General features: G+C 66.3%; 21 protein-coding genes. 12 read left to right on the forward strand and 9 right to left on the reverse strand.

All coding sequences use genetic code 11. The features are described from left to right. Positions 1-15: 15 nt before the first annotated feature. Entirely contained in the window at positions 16-789 is a 774-nt protein-coding gene (locus AC04MD_RS03265) for a DUF2189 domain-containing protein (protein ID WP_475495883.1), read from the forward strand. Between the two features lie 89 nt (positions 790-878). Here AC04MD_RS03265 and AC04MD_RS03270 read toward each other — a convergent pair whose 3' ends face one another. Together AC04MD_RS03270 and AC04MD_RS03275 are read right to left on the reverse strand one after the other, a co-directional pair. Further along, positions 879-2,036 (reverse strand): isovaleryl-CoA dehydrogenase, encoded by a 1,158-nt coding sequence (locus AC04MD_RS03270; RefSeq protein WP_475495884.1) that lies wholly within the window; start codon positions 2,034-2,036, stop codon positions 879-881. A gap of 189 nt (positions 2,037-2,225) precedes the next feature. After that, positions 2,226-3,326, reverse strand: coding sequence for a Glu/Leu/Phe/Val dehydrogenase dimerization domain-containing protein (locus AC04MD_RS03275; RefSeq protein WP_475495885.1), 1,101 nt, complete (start codon positions 3,324-3,326; stop codon positions 2,226-2,228). Between the two features lie 222 nt (positions 3,327-3,548). On the opposite strand from AC04MD_RS03275, the gene AC04MD_RS03280 reads away from it, so the two are divergent. The 5 genes from AC04MD_RS03280 (at position 3,549) to AC04MD_RS03300 (ending at position 10,988) form a co-directional block, all read left to right on the forward strand. Continuing rightward, positions 3,549-4,169, forward strand: a complete 621-nt coding sequence (locus AC04MD_RS03280) for a TetR/AcrR family transcriptional regulator (RefSeq protein ID WP_475495886.1) — start codon at positions 3,549-3,551, stop codon at positions 4,167-4,169. A gap of 69 nt (positions 4,170-4,238) precedes the next feature. Next, positions 4,239-5,117, forward strand: coding sequence for an alpha/beta hydrolase (locus AC04MD_RS03285; RefSeq protein ID WP_475495887.1), 879 nt, complete (start codon positions 4,239-4,241; stop codon positions 5,115-5,117). A gap of 121 nt (positions 5,118-5,238) precedes the next feature. Then, on the forward strand, positions 5,239-8,853 hold the full coding sequence (locus AC04MD_RS03290) for a methylmalonyl-CoA mutase family protein (protein ID WP_475495888.1): 3,615 nt from the start codon (positions 5,239-5,241) through the stop codon (positions 8,851-8,853). A 51-nt stretch (positions 8,854-8,904) separates the two neighbouring features. Next, positions 8,905-9,453 carry a Pvc16 family protein gene (locus AC04MD_RS03295; protein ID WP_475495889.1) on the forward strand — a complete coding sequence of 183 codons (549 nt, stop codon included), beginning with the start codon at positions 8,905-8,907 and terminating at the stop codon, positions 9,451-9,453. Between the two features lie 446 nt (positions 9,454-9,899). Further along, complete coding sequence (locus tag AC04MD_RS03300; RefSeq protein WP_475495890.1) at positions 9,900-10,988, forward strand: serine hydrolase domain-containing protein; 1,089 nt, start codon at positions 9,900-9,902, stop codon at positions 10,986-10,988. 21 nt (positions 10,989-11,009) lie between these two features. Here the strand turns inward: AC04MD_RS03300 and AC04MD_RS03305 are convergent, their stop codons facing one another. Further along, on the reverse strand, positions 11,010-11,867 hold the full coding sequence (locus AC04MD_RS03305; protein WP_475495891.1) for a type II toxin-antitoxin system RelE/ParE family toxin: 858 nt from the start codon (positions 11,865-11,867) through the stop codon (positions 11,010-11,012). 265 nt (positions 11,868-12,132) lie between these two features. On the opposite strand from AC04MD_RS03305, the gene AC04MD_RS03310 reads away from it, so the two are divergent. Both AC04MD_RS03310 and AC04MD_RS03315 read left to right on the forward strand, forming a co-directional pair. Beyond that, positions 12,133-13,869, forward strand: a complete 1,737-nt coding sequence (locus AC04MD_RS03310) for a hypothetical protein (RefSeq protein ID WP_475495892.1) — start codon at positions 12,133-12,135, stop codon at positions 13,867-13,869. A gap of 138 nt (positions 13,870-14,007) precedes the next feature. Continuing rightward, complete coding sequence (locus AC04MD_RS03315) at positions 14,008-14,415, forward strand: hypothetical protein (RefSeq protein WP_475495893.1); 408 nt, start codon at positions 14,008-14,010, stop codon at positions 14,413-14,415. Here the strand turns inward: AC04MD_RS03315 and AC04MD_RS03320 are convergent. Further along, complete coding sequence (locus tag AC04MD_RS03320; RefSeq protein WP_475495894.1) at positions 14,404-14,808, reverse strand: YkvA family protein; 405 nt, start codon at positions 14,806-14,808, stop codon at positions 14,404-14,406. The two genes, AC04MD_RS03315 and AC04MD_RS03320, sit on opposite strands and share 12 nt — an antisense overlap. A gap of 226 nt (positions 14,809-15,034) precedes the next feature. On the opposite strand from AC04MD_RS03320, the gene AC04MD_RS03325 reads away from it, so the two are divergent. Next, on the forward strand, positions 15,035-16,120 hold the full coding sequence (locus tag AC04MD_RS03325) for a carboxypeptidase-like regulatory domain-containing protein (protein WP_475495895.1): 1,086 nt from the start codon (positions 15,035-15,037) through the stop codon (positions 16,118-16,120). 127 nt (positions 16,121-16,247) lie between these two features. On the opposite strand, the gene AC04MD_RS03330 is transcribed toward AC04MD_RS03325, so the two are convergent. The 3 genes from AC04MD_RS03330 to AC04MD_RS03340 form a co-directional block, all read right to left on the reverse strand. Further along, positions 16,248-16,565 (reverse strand): hypothetical protein, encoded by a 318-nt coding sequence (locus AC04MD_RS03330; RefSeq protein ID WP_475495896.1) that lies wholly within the window; start codon positions 16,563-16,565, stop codon positions 16,248-16,250. 88 nt (positions 16,566-16,653) lie between these two features. After that, the gene (locus AC04MD_RS03335; RefSeq protein ID WP_475495897.1) at positions 16,654-17,034 is read right to left on the reverse strand and encodes a hypothetical protein; all 381 of its coding nucleotides are present in this window, start codon (positions 17,032-17,034) and stop codon (positions 16,654-16,656) included. Then, entirely contained in the window at positions 17,031-17,327 is a 297-nt protein-coding gene (locus AC04MD_RS03340; RefSeq protein WP_475495898.1) for an autorepressor SdpR family transcription factor, read from the reverse strand. The genes AC04MD_RS03335 and AC04MD_RS03340 overlap by 4 nt, the downstream gene beginning before the upstream one ends. A gap of 98 nt (positions 17,328-17,425) precedes the next feature. Here AC04MD_RS03340 and AC04MD_RS03345 point away from each other — a divergent pair, with 98 nt between their 5' ends. The 3 genes from AC04MD_RS03345 to AC04MD_RS03355 all read left to right on the forward strand — a co-directional run bounded on the left by AC04MD_RS03345 (position 17,426) and on the right by AC04MD_RS03355 (position 20,650). Beyond that, complete coding sequence (locus AC04MD_RS03345) at positions 17,426-18,265, forward strand: amidohydrolase family protein (RefSeq protein ID WP_475495899.1); 840 nt, start codon at positions 17,426-17,428, stop codon at positions 18,263-18,265. Positions 18,266-18,590: 325 nt separating this feature from the next. Then, positions 18,591-19,166: a hypothetical protein gene (locus AC04MD_RS03350; RefSeq protein WP_475495900.1), complete on the forward strand. Its 576-nt coding sequence runs from the start codon at positions 18,591-18,593 to the stop codon at positions 19,164-19,166. Beyond that, positions 19,163-20,650 (forward strand): XVIPCD domain-containing protein, encoded by a 1,488-nt coding sequence (locus AC04MD_RS03355; RefSeq protein ID WP_475495901.1) that lies wholly within the window; start codon positions 19,163-19,165, stop codon positions 20,648-20,650. Before AC04MD_RS03350 ends, AC04MD_RS03355 begins: the two co-directional genes overlap by 4 nt. Before the next feature lie 533 nt (positions 20,651-21,183). Here the strand turns inward: AC04MD_RS03355 and AC04MD_RS03360 are convergent. Beyond that, a complete protein-coding gene (locus AC04MD_RS03360; RefSeq protein ID WP_475495902.1) occupies positions 21,184-22,038 on the reverse strand; it encodes a PA4780 family RIO1-like protein kinase in 855 nt (284 codons plus the stop codon). Between the two features lie 580 nt (positions 22,039-22,618). Then, positions 22,619-22,879 carry a hypothetical protein gene (locus tag AC04MD_RS03365; RefSeq protein ID WP_475495903.1) on the reverse strand — a complete coding sequence of 87 codons (261 nt, stop codon included), beginning with the start codon at positions 22,877-22,879 and terminating at the stop codon, positions 22,619-22,621. Positions 22,880-22,882 lie beyond the last annotated feature (3 nt).

Here is a 22,882-nt window from a genome sequence, read left to right on the forward strand (position 1 = left end):
GCGTACGGAGGACATATGACGGAAGCATCATCGCCGGAACCGGTCGCGCGGCCCTTCGTCGTGCCGTGCGCGGTCCTCGACACCGGCGCGCCGTGGCGCTGGCTGCGGGCGGGCTGGCGCGACCTCCGTCGCGCGCCGTGGCTGAGCCTGCTGTTCGGCGCCGTGATCGTGGCGATCAGCCTGTGCATCTCCTGGCTCGCCTTCCAGCTGGGGCGGTTCGCTCTGCTCGCGACGTTGCTGTCGGGGTTCGTCTTCGTGGCGCCGCTGATCTGCGTGGGCCTCTATTGCGTCAGCCGCGCGCTGGAGCAGGGGCGTGCTCCCCGGCTGCGCGATTCGTTCGTGCTGGCGAAGCGCGTGCTGGGCCAGGCGGGGGTGTACGCACTGGGGCAGGGCGTGATCATCCTGCTGTGGTCGCGCGCCGGCATGATGGTCAGCGCGTTCTTCCCGTTCGATGGCAGCGACCCGATGGCCTTCCGGGAGTTCCTGGCGCTCGGCTCGGCGGTGGGCGCGGTGTTCGCCGCGCTGACCTTCGCGGTCACGGCCTTTTCGCTGCCGATGATCGCCGACCGCGACGTGGACATGGTGACGGCCGCGGTCTCCAGCGTGCACGCGGTGATGCGCAACAAGCGTGTGATGATCGTCTGGGGGCTGGTGCTGGTGATCCTGACCGCGATCGGCTTCGCCACCGCATTGCTGGGCCTGGCCGTCCTGATGCCGTGGCTGGCTTACGCCAGCTGGCATGCCTATCGGGAGACGCTCGATGCGTCTTCGTGGCCGGCCCTGGCATAGACAGGCGAGACGTAGGGCGGGCTCCAGCCCGCCGTCGCCATCGATGATCGAGACGGTGGGCCGAGGCCCACCCTACGACGCCGGGTGGATCAACCCCGCCCGTCGAACAGTTCCCGCCCGATCAGCATGCGGCGGATCTCGTTGGTGCCGGCGCCGATGGCGTAGAGCTTGGCGTCGCGCAGCAGCCGGCCGGCCGGGTACTCGTTGATGTAGCCGTTGCCGCCCAGCGACTGGATCGCTTCCAGCGTGACCTGTACGGCGGCCTCCGACGCGTGCAGCAGACAGCCGGCAGCGGCGGCGCGCGAGCCCTGGCCTTCGTCGAAGCCGCGCGCCACCTGGTAGGCGAAGGCGCGGCTGGACTGCAGCGCGGTGTACATGTCGGCCAGCTTGCCCTGCATCAGCCCGAACGTGCCGATGGCGGCGTCGAACTGCTTGCGCTCGCGCACGTAGGGCAGGGTGATGTCGAGCGCCGCCTGCATCAGGCCGATCGGGCCGCCGCTCAGCACCAGCCGCTCGGTGTTGAGGCCGCTCATCAGCACGCGCACGCCCTGGTTGACCTCACCCAGCACGTTCTCGGCGGGGATCTCGCAGTTCTCGAACACCAGTTCGCACGTGTTGCTGCCGCGCATGCCCAGCTTGTCCAGCTTCTGCGCGGTGGAGAAACCCTTCATGCCGCGCTCGACGATGAAGGCGGTCATGCACTTGCTGCCTGCGTCCTTGCCGGCCGTGCGCATGTAGACCAGCAGCACGTCGGCTTCCGGGCCGTTGGTGATCCACATCTTGTTGCCGTTGGCGACCCACACGCCGTCCCTGAGCTCGGCACGGCAGCTCATCGAGCCGACCACGTCCGAACCGGCGCCCGGTTCGCTCATCGCCAGCGCACCCTTCCACTCGCCGCTGCTGAGCTTCGGCAGGTACTTCGCGCGCTGTGCGGCGTTGCCGTTGAGGTAGAGGTTGGACACGCAGAGGTTGGAGTGCGCCCCGTAACTCAGGCCGACCGAACCGGACGCGCGCGAGATCTCTTCCATCGCGACCAGGTGGGCCAGGTAGCCCATGCCGCTGCCGCCGAACTCGGGGTCGACGGTGATGCCCAGCAGACCCAGTTCGCCCAGCTTGGGCCACAGCTCCTGCGGAAATGCATTGTCGTGGTCGATCTGCGCCGCATGCGGCGCGATCTCGGTCTGCGCGAACCGCTGCACGGCGTCGCGCAGCGCATCGATGTCTTCACCCAGCGGGAATGCCTGCATGGCCCTTCGTTCTCCAGAGAATGTGGCCGCGAGGTGCGGCTATCCGCGAAGTGTAGCGGGCCGACTTGGCAACGCCGGTCTGCACCGCAGCAATCGCGACCGCAGGGCGTGACCGTGCGCACAGGGAACGCCGCCGCGGAGCGTCTCCGCGACGGGGAGGTCAAGACCGGATAGGGACGCTGCGAGGCGTCAGTGCTCGCCGCGCAGGTGGCCCATGAAGCGCGGGGCGGTGCGGCCCAGCGGCAGCTTCAGCTTGCCGATCGCGGTCATGCGCGCCTCGGCGATGCGGTCGGCGGCGTACTGCGGCGCGATGTTGTCCTTGTCCGCCAGGTCGAAGATCTTGCCGACGGTATGGTAGATGGTCCGCATCATGCGCATGGCGCGCTCGCGGTTGTAGCCGTCGATCTCCAGCGACACGTTCATCACACCGCCCGCGTTCACCGCGTAGTCCGGCGCGTACAGGATGCCGCGCTTGGCCGCTTCCACGCCGGTGACATGCGACATCTGGTTGTTGGCGGTGCCGCAGATGACCTTGGCCTTCAGGCGGGGCAGGGTCTGTTCGTTGATCGCGTACTCCAGCGCGCACGGGCTGAACACGTCGACCGGCAGGTCGTAGATCTCGTCGGGCTTGACCGCCTCGGCGCCGTATTCCTCCACCGCGTGCTCGACCAGCGCCGGGTTGAGGTCGGTGACGAACAGCTTGGCGCCGCGCTCCTTCAGCAGCTTCACGTACTCCATGCCGATGTGGCCCAGGCCCTGCACGGCGAAGCTGTACTTGCCGATCTCCTCGTTGCCGAACTTGCGGTTCAGCGTAGCCATCAGGCCCTGCAGCGCGCCATAGGCGGTGAACGGGGCGGGGTCGCCGGAACCGCCATGCACCTGGTGCACGCCGACCACGTACTCGGTCTCGCGGTAGACGTTCTCCATGTCGTTGACGTCGGTGCCGACGTCCTCGGCGGTGATGTAGCGGCCGCCCAGCGAGTCCACATAGCGGCCGAAGCTGCGGAACAGCACCTCGGTCTTGTCCGCGCTGCTGTCGCCGATGATCACCGCCTTGCCGCCGCCGACGTTCAGGCCGGCCAGCGCGTTCTTGTAGGTCATCGTGCGGCTCAGGCGCAGCGCGTCGGTCAGCGCCAGCGCGCTGTCGGCGTAGGGGCGCATGCGCACGCCGCCCAGCGCGGGGCCCAGCACGGTGCTGTGGATGGCGATGATGGCCTTCAGCCCGGCGTCCGGGTTGTGGCAGAAGACGACCTGTTCGTGGCCAGAGGTGTCGAGGGTTTCGAAGATCATGGGTGGGCTCCGGTGCGCGGGTGGGGACCGGCGCGGGCTTGCCTGCTGGGCGGCTAACGGGTGGTCAGAAAAGAAAAAAGCGACGTTGCCGGATCGTGCCGTGGTCGTCGCAGGGCGCCAGTCTAATCCAAGTCGCCGACCGCCGAGATGACACGAGGGCGCAGGTCGGGGCTGACCTCCGGCCTATTGCTGGAATAGAACGACCGTGCTATTCCTATGTACATGACGCCGCAAGCTGCCACCCACAAGGGCAATGCCACCCGCGAGATGATCGTCGCGCGGGCCTACGACATCGCCGCCAAGCATGGCCTGGAAGGGCTGTCGATCGGCGAGCTGGCCACCGCGGCCGGCATGTCGAAGAGCGGGGTGTTCGCGCATTTCGGCTCGCGCGAGGACCTGCAGCTGACCGTGCTGGAGTGGACCGCCGAGCGTTACGCCCGTGCGGTGATCGTCCCGGCGGTCGGGCTGCCGCGCGGCCTGCCGCGCCTGCGCGCGATCATGGAGAACTGGTTCCGCTGGGTCTGCGACAACCCCGACGGCTGCGTGATCCTCGCCGCCGCGCATGAATACGACGCCCGCCCGGGCCTGCTGCACGACCGCATCGTCGACTGGCTGCGCCAGCTGCGGGTGCAGCTGATGAAGGCGATCGGCATGTGCGTCGAGACCGGCGAGCTGTCGCGCGATACCGATCCGGTCCTGCTGGCGTTCGAACTGTTCGCCATCGCCCAGGGCCTGCACGACGCCCGCCTCTACGACGCCGACCAGGCGCCGTTGCTTGCCCGCCGTTCGCTCGACCGCCTGCTGGCGTCGTACGGCGCCCCCGCTGTTTCCACTCCCGCCTGATCCCCTGAGGTCTCCCCCATGGCCGCTGTCTCTGTGCCCCGGAATAGCACGACCGTTCGTAAATCATGGATGCTGTCCCTGCTGAGCGCGCGTTTCACCATCGGCAGCTGGCTGGCCCCGCGCAGCACGCTGGCCAGCGCGTTCCAGCTGTTCTGCACGCCCATGCCAGGCGCCCGTACCCGTGCCCGCCAGGCCGAGACTGGCGGCGCCCGCCTCGGGGAACTCGCCTTCGGTCGCGAGCGCCTGGCCACCTATACCTGGGGCGACCCGCAGCGCCAGCCGACCATCCTGCTGGTGCACGGCTGGTCCAGCTTCGGCCTGCGCTTCCTGCCGTGGGTGGAACCGCTGCGCCGCGCCGGCTATGCGGTGGTGGCGTTCGACCAGCCCGCGCATGGCCGCAGCAGCGGTCGCCGCGCGACGCTGCCGATGTTCGCCGAGGCCGCGCGCCGCGTTGCCGACAGTCTGGGACCGCTGGCTGCCATCGTTGGCCACTCGCTGGGTGGCGCCGCCGCCGCCATCGCGATGGCGAACGGCCTGCAGGCCGAGCGCGTGATCCTGCTCGCGCCTGCCGCCGATCCCTTCGATGCCGCGCGCCGTTTCGGCGGCATGGTTGGGCTGGCGCAGTTCCTCAGCCGGCGCCTGTTCGACGAATACCAGGAGCTCACCTCGCACGACATCCGCGACCTGCACGCGCAGGCCACCGCGCCGCAGATCGCGCGGCCGGGCCTGGTCGTGCACGACCTGGAAGACACCGACGTGCCGTGGTGCGAAGGCGAACGCTATGCACGCTACTGGCCGCAGGCCACGATGCTCAGCACCACCGGGCTGGGCCACCACCGCGTGACCATCGCGCCGGAAACACTGGACGCCTCACTGCGCTTCCTGCGCGGCGAAGCGGTCGGCCAGCGCGTGGTCTCCACCCGCGAGCTGCCGTTCGGCCTGTGCTGACGCGCACGACCGCACGCCCCCGTAGGGTGTGCGGCTCGTGTCCACTGGTATGCCTTTGGTGAGGTGCCGACACGCGAGCGGCTACAATCGGCGGTCTATCAGCACGTGAGTGAGGGCACGCGTGAGCACACCCGCCAGCCAGTTTCCCGCCGCACAGGCCGACGCCACGCCGTTGCGCTTCGTCACCGCCGCCAGCCTGTTCGACGGGCACGACGCGGCCATCAACATCATGCGCCGCCTGATCCAGGGCGAGGGCGCGGAAGTCATCCACCTGGGCCACAACCGCAGCGTCGAGGACGTCGTCCGCGCCGCCTTGCAGGAAGACGCCGACGGCATCGCGCTGTCCAGCTACCAGGGCGGCCATGTCGAGTACTTCAAGTACATGGTCGACATGCTGAAGGAACGCGGCGCCGGCCATGTGCGCGTGTTCGGCGGCGGTGGCGGCACGATCACCCCGGAAGAGATCGCCGAGCTGCAGGCCTACGGCGTGGAGCGCATCTACCACCCCAACGACGGCATGAAGATGGGCCTGGTGGAAATGATTCAGGACGTGGTCAAGCGCGCCGAAGAGGGCCGCGTGCAGGCCGCGGAAGACCGCGACGCTGCCCCGGCCGCGCCCAAGCTCACCGACGAGTCAGGCATCGGCCGCGTGCTCAGCGCCATCGAGGACGGCCGCTATACCGACGCCGAACTGGAGAAACTGCGCGCGCAGTGGGCCAAGGGCCCGCATGCGCCGTTCCCCGCGCGGCCCACGCCGGTGGTCGGCATCACCGGCACCGGCGGCGCCGGCAAGTCGTCGGTCACCGACGAACTGATGAACCGCTTCCTGTCCTGCTTCCCGCAGATGCACATCGCGGTGATCTCGGTCGATCCCACCCGCCGCCGCACCGGCGGCGCGCTGCTCGGCGACCGCATCCGCATGAACGCCCTGCGCAGCGAGCGCATCTACATGCGCTCGATGGCCACGCGCCGCCAGCACGTGGCGACCAACGCCGTGCTGAAGGACTGCATCGCCTTCCTCAAGTCGCTCGGCTTCGACCTGGTGATCGTCGAGACCGCCGGCATCGGCCAGAGCGATTCGGAGATCGTCGACCTGGTCGACTTCCCCCTGTATGTGATGACCAGCGACTACGGCGCGGCCAGCCAGCTGGAGAAGATCGACATGATCGACTTCGCCGAGCTGATCGTGCTGAACAAGTACGACAAGCGTGGCGCCGAAGACGCCCTGCGCGACGTGCGCAAGCAGTGGAAGCGCAACCGCGTGGCGTTCCAGACGCCGGACGCCGAGGTGCCGGTCTATCCCACCATCGCCAGCCAGTTCAACGACCCCGGCGTCAGCTGGATGTTCGCCAACCTGTGCCGCCTGCTGCGCGACAAGCTGCAGCTGCCGGCGGAGACGTGGACGCCGGCCATCGACACCGAGCTGAAGGAACCGCGCGCCACCGTGCTGATCCCCGGCAGCCGCGTGCGCTACCTGGCCGAGATCGCCGAACAGGGCCGCGGCATCAACCGCCGCATCGAGACCGAAGCCGAGACCGCCAGCCGCGCGCAGCATTACTGGAACGCGCTGAAGGATCTCGAGGATCCTGCATTGCCGAAGGCGTTGGAGCTTTATTCCGCCGACGCTCTTGTAGGAGCGCCCCATGGGCGCGATGCTCTTCCGTCGGCTGCGGAGGAAAGCATCGCGGGCATGGCCCGCTCCTACAACGGCGCCGACCGCTCGCTGCTGACGTTGCGCCAGCGCTACAACGACGCCCTCCAGTCGCTGTCGTCCGAGGCGCTGAAGCTGCTGCGCGAGTGGCCGGCGCGGCACAAGGCGGTGACCGATCCGGTCAACGAATACCAGGTGCGCGGCAAGACCATCCGCATCGACAACTACACCACCTCGCTCAGCCACCAGCAGATCCCGAAGATCGCGCCGCCGCCGTACCAGGGCTGGGGCGAACTGCTGACGTTCTTGCAGAAGGAAAACCTGCCCGGCAGCTATCCCTACACCGGCGGTGTGTATCCGTATCGCCGCACCGGCGAGGACCCCATCCGCATGTTCGCGGGCGAGGGCACGCCGGAGCGCACCAACCGCCGCTTCCATTACCTCAGCGTCGGCCAGCCGGCCGCGCGCCTGTCCACCGCGTTCGACAGCGTCACGCTGTACGGCGAAGACCCGGCGCCGCGCCCGGACATCTACGGCAAGATCGGCAACTCCGGCGTCAATATCCCCACGCTGGACGACATGAAGAAGCTGTATTCCGGCTTCGACCTGTGCGCGCCCACCACCAGCGTGTCGATGACCATCAACGGCCCCGCGCCGATCATCCTGGCGATGTTCATGAACACCGCCATCGACCAGCAGGTCGAGAAGTACCTGAAGGCCGACGACGCGCGCTGGGCCGAGGCGCAGCAGAAGATCGACGCCTTCTTCGAAGGCCGCCCGCGGCCGCAATACCACGGTGAATTGCCGCCGACGAATACCGGCTTGGGCCTGGGCCTGCTGGGCATCACCGGCGACCAGCTGGTCGATGAAGAAACGTACGCGCGCATCAAGGCCGAGACGCTGGCCACCGTGCGCGGCACCGTGCAGGCCGACATCCTGAAGGAAGACCAGGCGCAGAACACCTGCATCTTCAGCACGGAGTTCGCCCTGCGCATGATGGGCGACATCCAGCAGTACTTCGTCGACCACGCGGTGCGCAACTTCTACTCGGTGTCGATCTCGGGCTACCACATCGCCGAGGCCGGGGCGAACCCGATCAGCCAGCTTGCTTTCACGCTGTCGAACGGCTTCACCATCGTCGAGTACTACCTGGCGCGGGGTATGAAGATCGACGACTTCGCGCCCAACCTGTCGTTCTTCTTCAGCAACGGCATGGATCCGGAGTACACCGTCATCGGTCGCGTCGCCCGCCGCATCTGGGCGCGCGCGATGCGCGAGCGCTACGGCGCCAACGAGCGCAGCCAGATGATGAAGTACCACATCCAGACGTCGGGCCGGTCGCTGCACGCGCAGGAGATCCAGTTCAACGACATCCGCACCACGCTGCAGGCGCTGTATGCGCTGTTCGACAACTGCAACAGCCTGCACACGAATGCCTACGACGAGGCGATCACCACGCCGACGGAAGAGAGCGTGCGCCGCGCGGTCGCCATCCAGATGATCATCAACAAGGAGCTGGGGCTGAACTTCAACGAGAACCCGTGGCAGGGCAGCTTCGTGGTCGACCAGCTCACCGACATCGTGGAAGAGGCGGTGTACAAGGAGTTCGAGGCGATCAGCGAGCGCGGCGGCGTGCTCGGCGCGATGGACACCATGTACCAGCGCGGCAAGATCCAGGAAGAGTCGCTGTACTACGAGCACAAGAAGCACGACGGCAGCCTGCCGCTGGTGGGCGTGAACACCTTCCTGCCGCGCGAACACGGCGGCGAGATCGCCACCGAGATCGAGCTGATCCGCTCGACCGAAGAAGAGAAGGGCCAGCAGATCGCCAACGTCCGTGCCTGGCAGGCCTCGCGCAACGCGCTGGCGCCGGAAGGCGAGACCGACCACAGCCACGCCTCCGCGCTGGAAGAACACGCCGAGCCGGAAGTGCACGACGGCCACGGCCTGGCCTACCTGCAGCGCACCGCGCGTGAGCGCCGCAACGTGTTCGCCGCGCTGATCGAGGCGGTGAAGACGCACAGCCTGGGGCAGATCAGCCACGCGTTGTACGACGTGGGTGGCGAGTACCGGCGCAACATGTAAAAGGTCCGTCCGCGGCAGTGGCGGTGTTCTGCAATAAGGAGGGGAATCGCCATGTCGTCCCATGACGTCATCGCACTCGTCACCGACGCGCTGCGCGGACAGCTGGCGTCGGCATTGCCGGCCGGTGTGCAGGTGATCGTGGGCGCGCCGCTCGCCGATGCATCCGCGCGGGATGGCCTGTTCGTCCACCTGCTGCGGATTGCGAAGGCGAAAACGCGGCGCAACGAGGTGATGGAGCGACGCGTGGGCGCAAGCACCTTGCTGCCGCCGCTGGAACTGGAGCTGGACTACCTGATCGCCGGCCTCGGCGGCGACGCGCTGGCCGAACTGGCCATGCTGGACGCGACGCTGCAGACGGTGTCCGAGCGTCCGATGCGCATGCACGAGACGCTGGGCGAAGGACTGTCGCAGCCCGCGCGATGGGAAGCACTGGCGTCAGGATCATTGACGGTGCGCTGGCAGTTGCTGGACGTATCGCTGGAGCAGACGTCGGTCATCTGGACCGCGTCCGGGATGCGTCAGCGCGCCGGGCTGTTCGTCCGGGGCGAGGTGCAATGGCGCGCGGAGCCACCGCCGTCGGGGCCTGTTCTCGAAATCTAGTTCCGCGCGTTTCCCTCGCCCCGCGACGCGGGGAGAGCGTGCCGAAGGCGGGTTAAGGGCGAACGAAGAGGCGGACGTATCGGCGTCCGATGAGGCACCGCGCTTTGCCCCTCATCCGCCCCCGTATCGAGTACGGGGCAGGCTCTCCGGACACCTTCTCCCCGCTATCGCAGGGAGAAGGAAAAAGCTGCGGTGCGTGCCAACTCGGATTCACAGCGATTGGAATTCCCCCTCTCCCTGCGCAGCACGGAACAGGTGCCAACGCGTGCCTCGCACGCGAGACCGGTGTGGATTTCACGCCTCGCTTCGGCCGCTTCGTCGGCGAGGGGAGCGGTTCGGCGCAGCAGCCTGGGCGCGTGGCACGCGCACCGGTACGGTACGTCGGCGCCGGTAGGAGGACGTAACGCCCACCGGCTTCCCGCTCACACCATTCCCCGAGACGTTCCATGCCGCCTGTGTTCCTGCGTTGCGCCACCTTGCTCGTCGCCCTTGCCTGCGCGGCCTGCGCCAGCGCGCCGCCGACCGCGCCCGTCCGCGCCGCCGATCTCGATGCCACGCTGGCTGCCATCCTGAAAGACACCGGCGTGGCCAGCGTCTCGGTGGCGCGCATCGAAGCCGGCAGGGTCGTCGCGGTGGGCTCGGCCGGTGAACGCGCGGCGGGCCAGCCGGCCACGCCCGCGACGCGCTACAACGTCGCCTCGCTCACCAAGCCGGTCACCGCCGAGGTGGTGTTGCGGTTGGCGTCGGAAGGGCGGTTCTCGCTCGACGACCGCATCGCCGATGCATGGGTCGATCCCGACATCGCCGGCGATGCCCGGCACCGCCGGCTGACACCGCGCCTTTGCCTGGCGCACCAGACGGGCTTCCCGAACTGGCGCGATCCGTCCGGTCTGGCGTTCATCGCCGATCCCGGCGGCACGCCCGGCTATTCGGGCGAGGGCTACGACTACGTGGCGCACTACGTGCAGGCGGTGACGGGCGAGCGCCTCGACCGGCAGGCGCAGCGCCTGGTGTTCGAACCGCTCGGCCTGCGCGACACCGCCTACACCGCGACCGGCGCGCCCGCCGCCGACATCGCCAGCAGCCGTCGGGGCACCGCGTGGCAGCCGCCGGTGGTGCGCACCACGCCGTCGGCGGCCGACGACCTGCTGACCACGGCGGCCGACTACGCCGCGTTCGTGGTGTCGGTGATGCGCGACGACGGCGTCCGTCCCGCGTTGGCGGCGCAACGCCGCCAGGTGCAGGCCGATCGCCGCGCGTCGACCTGCGAAGGCCTGCCGGCCGCGCTGTGTCCCGACCGCGCGGGGTTCACCCTGGGGTGGGAACTGTTCGACTTCGGCGGCGCGCTGTACTACGTGCATACCGGGGCCGACCAGGATGCGTTCGCCTTCGTCTACTGGACGCCCGCCACGCGTCGCGGCGCGGTGATCCTCACCAACAGCCCGGACGGTTACCGCGTGGTGCTGCCGGTGCTGGAGGCAGTCGGCGCGGACGCCACCTTCGTGGCCATGCTGCAGGCGCAGGCCTCGCGCTGATCGGGCGTCGCGACGCCACGCTTACCGGTACGCGCCCGGGCCGCGCCAGATCAGTTCGCCGCGGCGGTAGATGCGCATGACGTCCACCACGTCGCGGGCGTCGCCGATGTTCGCCAGTTCGGGGTCGCCGGGTTGCAGCAGGCGGCAGCCGCCGGAGCCGCGGGTGGCGACGATCTCCAGGGCGCAGACCATCAGGTCGCTCCGGCCGGGCAGGGGGAAGGAGATGTCCTTCATGCCCTGCAGCTGCCATTCGGCGATCTTCCGTTCGTTGCGCAGGTCGTAATAGATCTGGTGGCCGTCCACTTCCATGCTGGGGGCGGCGTTGTTGTCCTGGCCGCGGCCCTGGCTGCGGCCGGCGCGGGCGGTGGTGCCCATGTTTTCGGGGGCGGTGTCCTGGGCCAGCATGCCGGGGGGTTGGCCCCAGCGGCTGTTGCGGCGCCAGGCGGGGGTGGGTTGGCTGGCGGGCGGGCGGGGTTCCTGTCGGACGACGGCTTCGTCGGCCTGGGGCGGGGTGGCCTGCTCGTCGGGGCTGAGGGGGTTGTCGGCTTCGGTGACGCGGGTGGTGTCGACGGGGGAGGTGACGGCGGTGGTCACCAGGGGTTTGCGGGGGCGGGGTCGGTCGCTGGGTGGGGTGGTGGCGGCCGGGGGGACGGGGATGCGTTGGTCGTCCTGGGTGGTTTCGCCCAGGAAGTCGACTTTGACGCGGGCGCCGCCGCTGGCGCTGCCTTCGGGCGGGGCCAGGGTGATCTGGGAGGAGTACAGCAGGGCCAAGACGAACAGGATGTGGACCAGCAGGCTCACCAGCGAGGCGAGGCTGCGGTCGTTCCTTCTGATGTGGCGGTCTTCCCGGTCCAGCGGGCTTTTCAGCGCTGCGCGCATACCATCTCGCGTAGGCTTGGAGTTGCGGCCGTCATGAACTTGAGGATAGATCGGGGGAAGGTGACCTTACCTTTTCGAAAGCCTTAAGGCCATTGCAGCCTGCTCCCATTCGCGTTCTTAGCGTGCTGAGGTTCACCGATCGCACGCATCACAAGGCGGGAAAGCTGCAAGCCAATCAGGAAAGCTAGTAACTTGGGAGCTATTTGGGATTAGTCGCCAATGGCGCTTAACACTGTCGCGTGTTCAACATTTAAGGGTGTTTGCAATGGATAGCAAAAGGAATGATCCCGTCAAAAGCCCGATAGGAATAATGTTGTCTCGCTTTATGGCGAGCAAAACTCAGCGAACCATGCTGATTCGTGGCGCTTGGGGCGTGGGGAAAACTTACGCGGTCACTGATTTTCTTGATCAATATAATTTTCAGATCGATACGGCGCTAGTTGCTCGGTCTGATATCTCGTTGTTCGGAAGTCAAAATATATCTGACATCCAGCGGGGTATTTTTTCTTCAGCGATTCAAGTTGGTAAAGATGAGGATGTAAGAAAAGTCCTCGGTTTGGCGGCTCATCGCATGATTCAGTTAGAAAAGCATCTCAAGCAGAGTTCGTTCAGAAGAACAATCGAATGGGTGAGGAGTAAGCTCGGTCAAGTCGAAGTTCCATGGATTGGGCGGCTGGGCGGCATGCTAGGTCAGGGGAACTACGGATTGGTAGATAGCTTTTTGGTGGTTATCGACGATCTCGAGAGGAAGTCTGACGGGGTTTCGTTGAAGGATGCTCTAGGTGTTGTCGTTGATCTCTCTTCCAAGCGATCCTGTAAGGTTATTGTCGTCTGCAATGAAGATGCGCTTGGAAAAGAGGATCGAGAATTTCTGGATGACTACAAGGAGAAAGTTTTTGACTTGGAGCTTCTTTTTACGAGAAGTCCATTGGATATCGCAAGGATTGGCTTGCCAGAAGGTTGTGAGCATCGTGCGATTTCAGAGAGTATTCTTGAGAAGCTTGGAATATCCAATATAAGAGTTGTAAATAGATATGCGTTTTTAGTGGATCAGATTTGGCCGGATATCAAATCCGTCAATGAGGAAGTGAGGGAGGAAGTCCTTAAGCACATAGCCATTTTAACTTGGGCTAAATACGATTCGACGGCGGGCATTCCGCAAGATCGCCTTTCTTATCTTTCTTCAGAGGTGTCATGGATGGCGTCGTCTTTTGGTGAAAAAGGCGAGGACAAAGAGCAGTGGGAGGTCAATTGGGAGACTGCTGCGGCATCGCTGGAATTCTCTTCTGAGCCTTATGATAAGGTGCTAGTGGAGTATCTGCGCACCGGCATATGGTTGCCCGGTTCTATAACTAAAGATGTAGAAGCTAAGAGTTCGGATCTGAGGAAGTTGGAGGCTTCTCAGGATTTGAGGCGTGCATGGCGCTTGTACGCAGATAGTCTTGATCCGGATCAAACAGGCTTCGTAGTTTCCCTGACGGGAGCTATATCGAAGAATTTGGAGCTTCTTTCTCCGCGGGAAGTGGATAGTGCATTTGTTGCTCTGGAAGACCTGGGTGTTGATTTCGATTCTTTAGCTAAAAATTATATAAATGCCGCGAGGCCGGGGATCGAGTCCGCAGCTCTTGAAGACTGGCCATTTGAAGATTTTAAGTCTGCGGCTATGCGGCCGCTGGTTGCCGAAGTGAGGAATTCCGCAAAAGTCCTTCCGACCATTGATGCCGCGCTGCATCGAATTGCGGTAGATAGGTCTTGGTCTGAGGAAGATATTAAAGTGCTGGAAGCTTGCGCAGAGAATGATTTGTTTGAATGGATGCAATCGGAGCCCGATGATCTGCCAACGAAAATTCGAAAAGGAATACTTTTTCTTAGATCTCAGAAGTCCGATGCGCGTTATGCGTCTATTGGCGAGAAGGGTGTGTTGGCGCTGAAGAGGGTGGCTAGGATGAGTGAGATCAATAAACTCCGGGTGGAGCACATGTACAACGTGGTTGTCGATTAATTGGCTTGGGAGTCGGCATACATTTGGTGCTATGGGAGTGTGAATTCAGTTCATTACGAACTTCGTAGTAGACGCCACCCCACTTTCATCCGACCTTTGCTCCGCGACCCACCGCTCTTGGTGGGCAGGAGCAAAGGAATGAAGATCGAAACACCGCCGCGGGAAGCGGCCGCGACGTTCAACGTCGCCGACACCCCACTCACCACCATCCTCGACCTGCTGTCAGGCGAGGGCGGTGACGACCCCGATTCCGTCCTCGCCCGGCTGCCCGCCGAGCACCTGGACCGCATCGCCACCGCCGCCCAGCGCAAAGGGCAGGACTGCCTGGACCTGGCCCGCTGCCTGGTGGACTGCACCGCCCAATTGCTGATGCGGCTGACACCCGCCGACGCCTGCGACCGCGTCCTCCACCTCACCCTGCACTTGGCCGCCCTGCTGGACGACCACCAACGCTGGGACGACCTGCGCCAGAACGCCGACGACTACCGCCATCACCCGGACGTCACCGCCCGCATCGCCAACGAAGGGAAAGCCTCACTCGCCTGACGCCCGCCACACCATCCACCCCACCAACCCCGCCACCACCACCCAAGCTCCGATAACCACCCCCGCCATCCCCCGACTCAACGGCCGCGCCACCACCGCCTCCGCACGCACCTGCGCTTCCGCCATCACATCCGCCGGCGTCAACCGCAGCACCAGCATCACCCCCAGCGGCACCACGATCACATCGTCCAGATACCCCAGCACCGGGATGAAGTCCGGGATCAGGTCGATCGGACTGAACGCGTACGCCGCCACCGCGAACGCCAGCGCACGCACGTACCACGGCGTGCGCGCATCGCGCGCCACGCGATAGACCACCAGCGTCTTCGCCTTCAGCGCCCGCGCCCAGCGCCGGAGCCGGGAGCCGTCAGCAGGAGTGGCGGGGCGTGCCATCCATCGGACCTCGTCAGCGCACAGCGGGACCACGAGTGTGGGCCCGCCGCCGGTCACGCGCGACCCCGCGGCGGGGCAGCGGAGCTATTCGGAGGCGCGCGGGGACACCGTCCCACCGCATCCCGCTACCGCACCGGCGACCGCCGCCGTCCGTGGGACGAACGTCACTCGTATCCCCTCCGCCGAGTTGTCACACTCGCGCTCACCTGGACACCGGACGCCCGTGATGACACCTCGCCGCCTGACCCCCGCACTGCTCACCCTGCTGGCCGTCACCCTCGGCCTCACCGCCCCGGCACGCGCCGCCGACGACGAAGGCCGCCTGATCACCCGCAACACCGACGGCGCCTGGTTCCTGCAGCAGCCCGAGGGCACGCCCGGCCAAGGCTGCGTGGCCCGCTTCACCTCCGCCAAGAAAGACCAGTCGCAACTCGCCCTGATCGGCCCCAGCGCCAAAACGCCCAGCGGCGCCATCCTGCTGCACGGCCCGCGCGTCGCCGCATCGCCGGCCGCCCGCGAGGTCAGCGTGCAGGTGCAGCAGGACGGCCTGCCGCCGGCCACGATGCGCGGCGCGCTGATGCCGCCCGCCGGGGGCCAGGGCGGCGGCTTCGTAATGATCCCCGTCGGTGACCTGAAACAGACCATGGCCTCCATGCGCGCCAAGGAAACCGGCATGACCGCGCGCGTGGACGGCGTGGACGTGTTCGGCCTGTCCTACGACGGTCTGGACCAGGCGCGCAGCGCGATGCTCGACTGCCTGGCCGGCAAGCGCTTCACCGGCGGCAAGAGTCTGGCCGAGGCGACCTCGGAGATCCGCCTGACGGGCACCGGCTCCATCGCCGGCAACGCGTTCTTCAAGGGTGCGCTGCTGGCCAAGAAGCAGTACCCGCCGAAGGGCAGCCAGCGGGTCGGCCTGATCCACATGAGCGACGAGTTCAAGCAGTGGTTCGAGACGGTCAAGCAGAGCCAGAAGCGGCCGGACCAGATTCCCGAGCGCATCGCCAAACACTTCATGTTCGCCACCATCCTGGACGACCAGGGCGGCTTCCGCTTCACCCGGCTGCCGCCCGGCGAGTACCTGCTGATCGCCGACTTCTCCTACAAGGAGACTGTCACCCGCAGCGAGGTGACCGGCCGCACCGACGTATACGCCGGCAACCGGTACATCGGCTCCAACGACCAGGTCGCCTACTGGTTCGAGGACGTCAGGAAGAACACCACCTTCTCCAAGACCGTGCACCTGAAAGAGGGCGAAGCGATGCAGGTGAGCCTGGACAAGTCGATGTTGGGCTGCTTCTTCATCTGCCGCTGAGCGCGCGCCAGACGCCACGTAGGGCGGGCCTCGGCCCGCCGCCTCGCCATCTCCGCACGCGACACGGGCAACGCACCTGCACGCGTGACGCATCCGCGTCCTGCCGACCGATCCGCATTGGCGCGTCTCACACAAAGCCACCCGGTGGCTCGTTGGTCGGCGCGCCGTCCATCTCGGCGACCCGACGTTCCATCAAAAACATCCGCCGTTGCATCGAAAACATCCAACGTTGGATCGAAAACATCGGCTCTTCTAACATTAAGACCCAACGTTGCATCAAAACGATCCAACGTTGCATCGAAACCATCGGCTCAGCTAACACCAAGACCCAACGTTGCATCAAAACGATGCAACGTTGGATCGAAACGATGCAGTCGTCTAACACCAAGATCCAACGTTCCATCGAAACGATCGAACGTTGCATCGAAACGATCCAGCGCTGCATCGAAAACATTCAGCGCTGACCCGAAACGATCCAATCGCCGCCGGACCCCCTGCGCGCCGGCCGGCAAACCGGCCCGCCGACACCTGCCTCAGGCCCCCGACACTCGCGCCTTATTCCGCAACGACAGGCAGTAGGCCACTGTCACGCCGATGCCCAGCAGGATCGCCAGCGAACCGCCCGCCACCGCCACGTCCTTCGGCGCCGCGATCCAGAACCCGGCATAGACCAGCCCGCTGAGCGCCATCGACCAGCCCGCGAACCGCTGCGCCTGCCGCGCCCGCGCACTCGGCACGAACCGCTTCGGCATCTGGTTGCCGAACCACGCCACCATCAACCCGATCGCCCCCATCACGATGCGGTCCACCATCTCGCTGTCGATATAGCCCCGCGACCGCGCGAACGTCGCACACAGCGCCAGCACCACGATGCCGATACCCCACGCCAGACTGGTCATCACTTCTTTGTTCATTTCGCAGCTCCCTTCTTGGATTTTGGTGCGGCACCGCCCGCACCGAACGAATGGACGAAGCCGAGCAGTGCGTCTTCCAGCACCGACAGCTTCAGGTGGTAGATCACCGACTTGCCGACCTTTTCCGCATGCACCAGGTCGGCCTCCTTCAACACCGCGAAGTGCGCCGACATGGTCGGCTTGGACACGTCGAACTGGTCGCTCAGCTCGCCCGCGCTCATCGGGCCCTGGCGCAGCAACTGCAGCACCTGGCGGCGGGTGGGATCGGAAAGGGCGCGGAAGACCTGACTCATGATGCGATGGTTAGCTAAACATCGAAATGTGTCAACCGCCGTTGGTCGGGACGGCGCATGGCACCATGCACGCATCCCCTTGGCTGTGAGACGACGCCATGCTGCGTGCGCTGGTCCTGTCGCTGTGCCTGATCTCCCCGGTGGCCCTGGCCGCCAACCCCGTGTTCGACGTGCACGTCCACCTGCGCGACGGCGAAACCTCGCTGCAGCAGTACCGCGACGACGTGCGCGCCGCGGGGCTGGAGCTGTCCGGCATCGGCGTGATGTGGTTCGGCGGCCCGCACCAGGCCCGGCAGGGCGACCTGGCGAAGATCCGCGCCGGCAACGACGAGGTGATCGCGCTGGCGAAGCAGCATGCCGACGTGCTGCCCATCGCCACCGTGCACCCCTACGACGGCGACGCCGCGATGGATGAACTTGCGCGCGTGGCCGCCGCAGGCGTGAAGGTGCTGAAGATCCACGCCCACACGCAGGGCTTCGACGTGTCCGACCCGCGCGTGGAAGCGCTCGCGCGACGTGCCGGCGAACTCGGCATCACCGTGCTGATGGACAACGCCAACATTCTGCCCGGCGACAGCGAGAAGCTGTTCAACCTGGTGGTGCGCGTGCCGAAGACGAACTTCATCCTCGCCCACATCGGCGGCCTCAACTTCCGCTTCTGGAACATCCTCGCCCTGGCCCGCACCGCCGACGGCTTCGGCTTCGAGAACCTCTACTTCGATATCTCTGCCACCGTGCTGGTGGTCGCCGACTCCCCGGTCGAGGAAGAATTCCTCTGGACCCTGCGCAACGTCGGCCTCGACCACGTGCTGCTGGGCTCGGACTACCCGCAGATCGGGCTGGATGCGACGGTCAAGGCATTCGAGCGCCTCGATCTGAGCGATGAGGAGAAGGCGAAGATCCGCAGCGGGAATGCGATGAGGTTGTTCGGCCGCTGACGCTTGCATGTCGTAGCCCGGGTAAGCGCAGCGCACCCGGGGCAGCGTGCAGCGCATGCGCAGACGGAACAGCGCCCCTCATCCGCCTTTGGCACCTTCTCCCCGTTGCACGGGGAGAAGGGAAGTGCGCATGCGTGTGTTGTGCTCGCGAGGGAGCAACATTCACCGTGGTAGACGCATGCAGCAACGCGTGTCAGCACGCGTTGTCAGCATCCTCAATCTGAAGCGGCTCATCACGTCAATGAATGTATGTGGTTGTCGGTGATGGAGTCGCGTCGTAGCATCGGACAACGCCGGTCGGGAGGGATTCTGGATGCGTAGTTCGATGATGGTGGTGTTGCTGGGTCTGGTGGCTTGTACGGGCGTCAGCAACGGGCAGGCGGGCAGCGAAGCGGAGGCGTCCGCGTCACCCGTGGCGGCGCAAGTGGCCGCAGTGCCCGACGCAGTACCTAAAGCACCGCAAGCGAGCGGTGCGTTTGCCGGGCAATGGGAGGCGTGCGAAGGCACGACCTCGCCGGATGAATGCAGCCGCTACGTGCTGATGCAACAGGGCGACCGCATCTGCGGCACGTGGTCCTACCTCGCCACGAACGACGCATACGAAGGCAGGGTCATCGCGCGCGCGACGTCGCCCACCGAGGCACGACGCACGCATGTCTGCGGTCGCCCCGGTTCCGAGACCGACACCGAATGCGAGGACGGCTGGCAGACCATCGACAAACCGTTGCGGCTCTGCGACGGCAAACTTTCCGACAGCACGCGCGCCGACGGCAGCTGCTTCGCCGATTACCAGTCCGTGGTCCTGCCGGACGAAGTGCGCGACGCCCTGCAGGCGCAACCATGGGTACAGGAATGCCTGGCGCGCGACCCTGACGTGGCACCCAAAGGAGCGGGATCATGACCAATCCGAATCCCCTGACCGACAACGAGCTGCAGGCCGCGGCGTACTTCGCCGTCGGCGTCACCTCGGAAGGCAGCATCGCCGGCCGTGACGTCGCCTACCGGCTGAGCTTCGCCGGCAACGTCGGCGCCGGCGGGCGCATGGAGCCGGTGGCCAACAGCGGTTACTCGTTCGGCACCTTGCAGATCGATCTCGGCCAGCATCCCGAGGTGGCGCGCGACCTGCTGGACAGCTACCAGACCTGGGCAGCCACGCAACCGGACCGGGCCACGCTGGAACTCGGACAGAACGACTACGACGCCACGCTGCAGTCGCTGCAGCGCACCGGGCGCCAGATGCGCGCGGACAACGCGGTCGACATCGACCGTGCGTCCATCAACCGCTTCCTGGCCTCCGATGCGGGGCGTACGTTCGTGCACGGACTCGACACCGAGCACGTCAACGGCGTCACCGCCACGGACGAGGTGGTGGGCAATCGCGATTCGGCACTGGAACGCTTGCAGCGCACGGATCTGTACCGCACCAGCACCGGTGACGACCAGGCCGAACTGGCGGGCATGATGATGAAGCTGCAGAACCAGGCGGGCCGCAACCGCTGGCCGGGGCTGCTTGACCAGATCGAAGCGGGCACGCTGACCTCGCCGGACGAGGTGAAGACCGCCATCGACGGCTTCCTGCCGAACCAGCGCAACGGCAATGCGGACTATCTGGAAAGCGGGGCGGACAACACGCTGCGCGGCATCGAGGTGCTCAATGCCCTGCGCGGCGCCAACGCGGACAGTCCGTTGTCGCAGGCATGGGCCAACGTCAGCGCGAACCCGCTGATCGGGCCGGTCGCCGCGCATCAACCGAATGCGGAGAATCCCGACCTCGGTCACGAGTACGACACGGTGCGCTCGCTGTTCCTCACGCCGGAAGGCTCGCGCCGCATGATCGAAGCGCTCGACCGGGGCGGATCGCTGGCCGAGGGCAATCCGCAACCGAATGCGCAGGGGCGCCGGGAAGCGGGCTTCTATGTGTCGGGCGACGATTTCGTGCACTGGAACCGCAACGGCGAGGGCCAGGCGTACATCGGCGGGCAATGGCGCAGCATCGATCCGGACGACGTGACGCGTACGCGCAATGCCGACGGCACGACGACGCTGACCATCGACGAGAACGGGCGACAGGAGACCTTGTTGCGCGTCGATCCCAGGACGCCCAACCTGCGCGCCGATGCCGGCGTGATCGACCGGAACCCGCTGCCGGATACGGAGCGTCGCGAGGTCGCGCGCGCCGACACGCCCACCTTCGAGAGTCCCTACCTCAACCGCCTGCTGGCGGCGGTCGTCGCAGGCGACGAGGCGGGGGCCGATCGCGTCATGCGCGAGTACGCGCAGTCGCCGGAAGCAGTCGCGTTCCGGGCGCGGGAAGAACCGCAGACCGTGCGCCAACCGGTCGCCGAAGAGCGCGACGTGCAGCCGGCGCCGGGGCGGCAGGTCTAGGGATTTTCGACGGCGGGTGTGCGCGTCGACACGGTAGGGCGGGCCTTGGCCCGCCATGTGGATGATTGAATCGCCGTTACCGCCTCATCGTTCGCTAGTCGGATGGCGGGTTTGAGCCCGCCCTACGAACATCGCGCGCCGGGCATCGCGTGCGCGAACAACAAAGCGCCCCTCATCCGCCTTCGGCACCTTCTCCCCGTTGTTCACGGGGAGAAGGGAACGACCTGCTCAGGCTCCGGCGATCTCGCCCTTATCCCCGCGCAACTCCTCCAGCAGCCTGCGCAGGGTGCTGCCGGCGACGGCGTGGACGTCGGCGATCAGGTGGGCTTGGTCGTAGTAGCCGTTGTCGGCGGCGATGGCGGACCAGTGGATGGTGTCCGCGGATTGTGTGGCGCGTACCGACTGCGCGAAGCGGGTCAGGCGCGCGTAGGTCTTGGGGCTGAGACCAAACGCATCGTGCAGTTCGCTTCGATCGGTGCTACGGACGTCGTCCTTGCGCGCGATGGCGGGCTTGAGCCCGCCCTACGTGACGATCAATCCTCGTCCTGCGCCTCGCGGCCCTGCTGGCGGATCAGTGCCAGCTCACGCGCATCGTTGATGGCATCGCGCACGCCGTCGAGGTCGACGCTGCATTCGTCCGGGGTGAACTGGCCGGTCAGCGGGGTGTCGGGCAGCAGCGTGCCGGCTTCGAACAGCACCCACATCTCTTCGCCGTACCAGGTGTCGAGCAGCTCCGGTGCCCAGCGGCCGAGCGTGGCGGTGAGGTTGTTGACGTCGCGCAGCAGCATGGTGCGCGCGGCGTTGTTGCCGCCGGCGCTGACCACCTGCGGGAAATCGATCACCACCGGGCCGTCGGGGCCGACCAGCACGTTGTACGCCGACAGGTCGCCGTGGATCAGGCCGCAGCACAGCATGCGCACGACCTGGCGCACCAGCACGGCGTGGTACTCGCGGGCCTGCTCCGGGGTCAGTTCGACTTCTCCCAGGCGCGGGGCGGAGAAGCCTTCGGCATCGGTCACCAGTTCCATCACCAGCACGCCGTGGAAGAAGCCGTACGGCTCGGGCACGCGCACGCCGGCCTCGCGCAGCTGGTACAGCGCGTCGACCTCGGCGTTCTTCCATTCGGCTTCCTGCTGCTTGCGGCCGTAGCGGCTGCCGCTGGCGACCGCACGGGCCTCGCGGCTGCCACGCGACTTGCGGCCTTCCTGGTACTGCGCACGCTTCTGGAAGCTGCGCTGCGCCATGTCCTTGTAGACCTTCGCGCAGCGGACGTCGTCGCCCGCGCGCACCACGTACACCGAGGCTTCCTTGCCGCTCTTGAGCGGGCGCAGCACCTCGTCGATGACGCCTTCGTCGATCAGCATCAGCAGGCTGGCAGGGGTTTTCACGGCATCCTTGCAGGGGCGCGGTCGGGGCCGCGACGGGCGGGCAGTGTGACCGAAAGCGGCGGGGTGTGCAGGGATTGGGATCGCGGAAGCGTGACGCCGCCTCGTCCGAACGTCGTGGCTTGGGGAAGCGGAGTGCAACCGGGGTGGACGGGGGACGGCCGCGAACGTGAAAGCCGCATTGGGTGCGCTGATGGGAAAGCGCCCCTCATCCGCCCCCGTATCAAGTACGGGGCAGGCTCTTCGGGCACCTTCTCCCCGGTGTGCACGGGGAGAAGGGAACGGTGGGCGCCGCGGCTTTTCCGCCCCGATACGGGAGGGTGCGAGCGCGGGAGGTGCCGCTTTCCCCTTCGCCCCGCGTGCGGGGAGAAGGTGCCCGGAGGGCGGATGAGGGGCGGGCGCGGTGTTGCATCGTGCGCGGTGCATCCGTCGACCGTCGACCGTCGACTGCGGGCGGCGATGCAGCTGCAGTGAGTGCGCGGGAGATGTTTCGCGTAGGCGGACGGGAGAGCGCCCCTCATCCGCCTTCGGCACCTTCTCCCCGTTTTACACGGGGAGAAGGGAACAGCCGGGTGCGGCGGGATCAACCGCCGTCGTCGCGGATGCGGGTCACGCGCTGGCGGTAGGCGCGGACGTTGTCGCCGTCGATGCGGGTGCGCTGGGTACCGGTGACGGTGTCGATCTTGCGGTCGTCGCCGGTCACGGGCTTGGCCTCGATGTCGGTCTCATGCTCGAAGGCATGCGACTTGTCGGTGTTGCGGTAGTAGCGGTAGATGGCCCAGTACAGCGCCGCGGCGCCGGTGGGGCCGAGGGCCAGCAGCCATAGGCCGTTGTCGTCGCTCATGTG

It is taken from the genome of Pseudoxanthomonas sp. LjRoot206 (genome assembly GCF_056175725.1).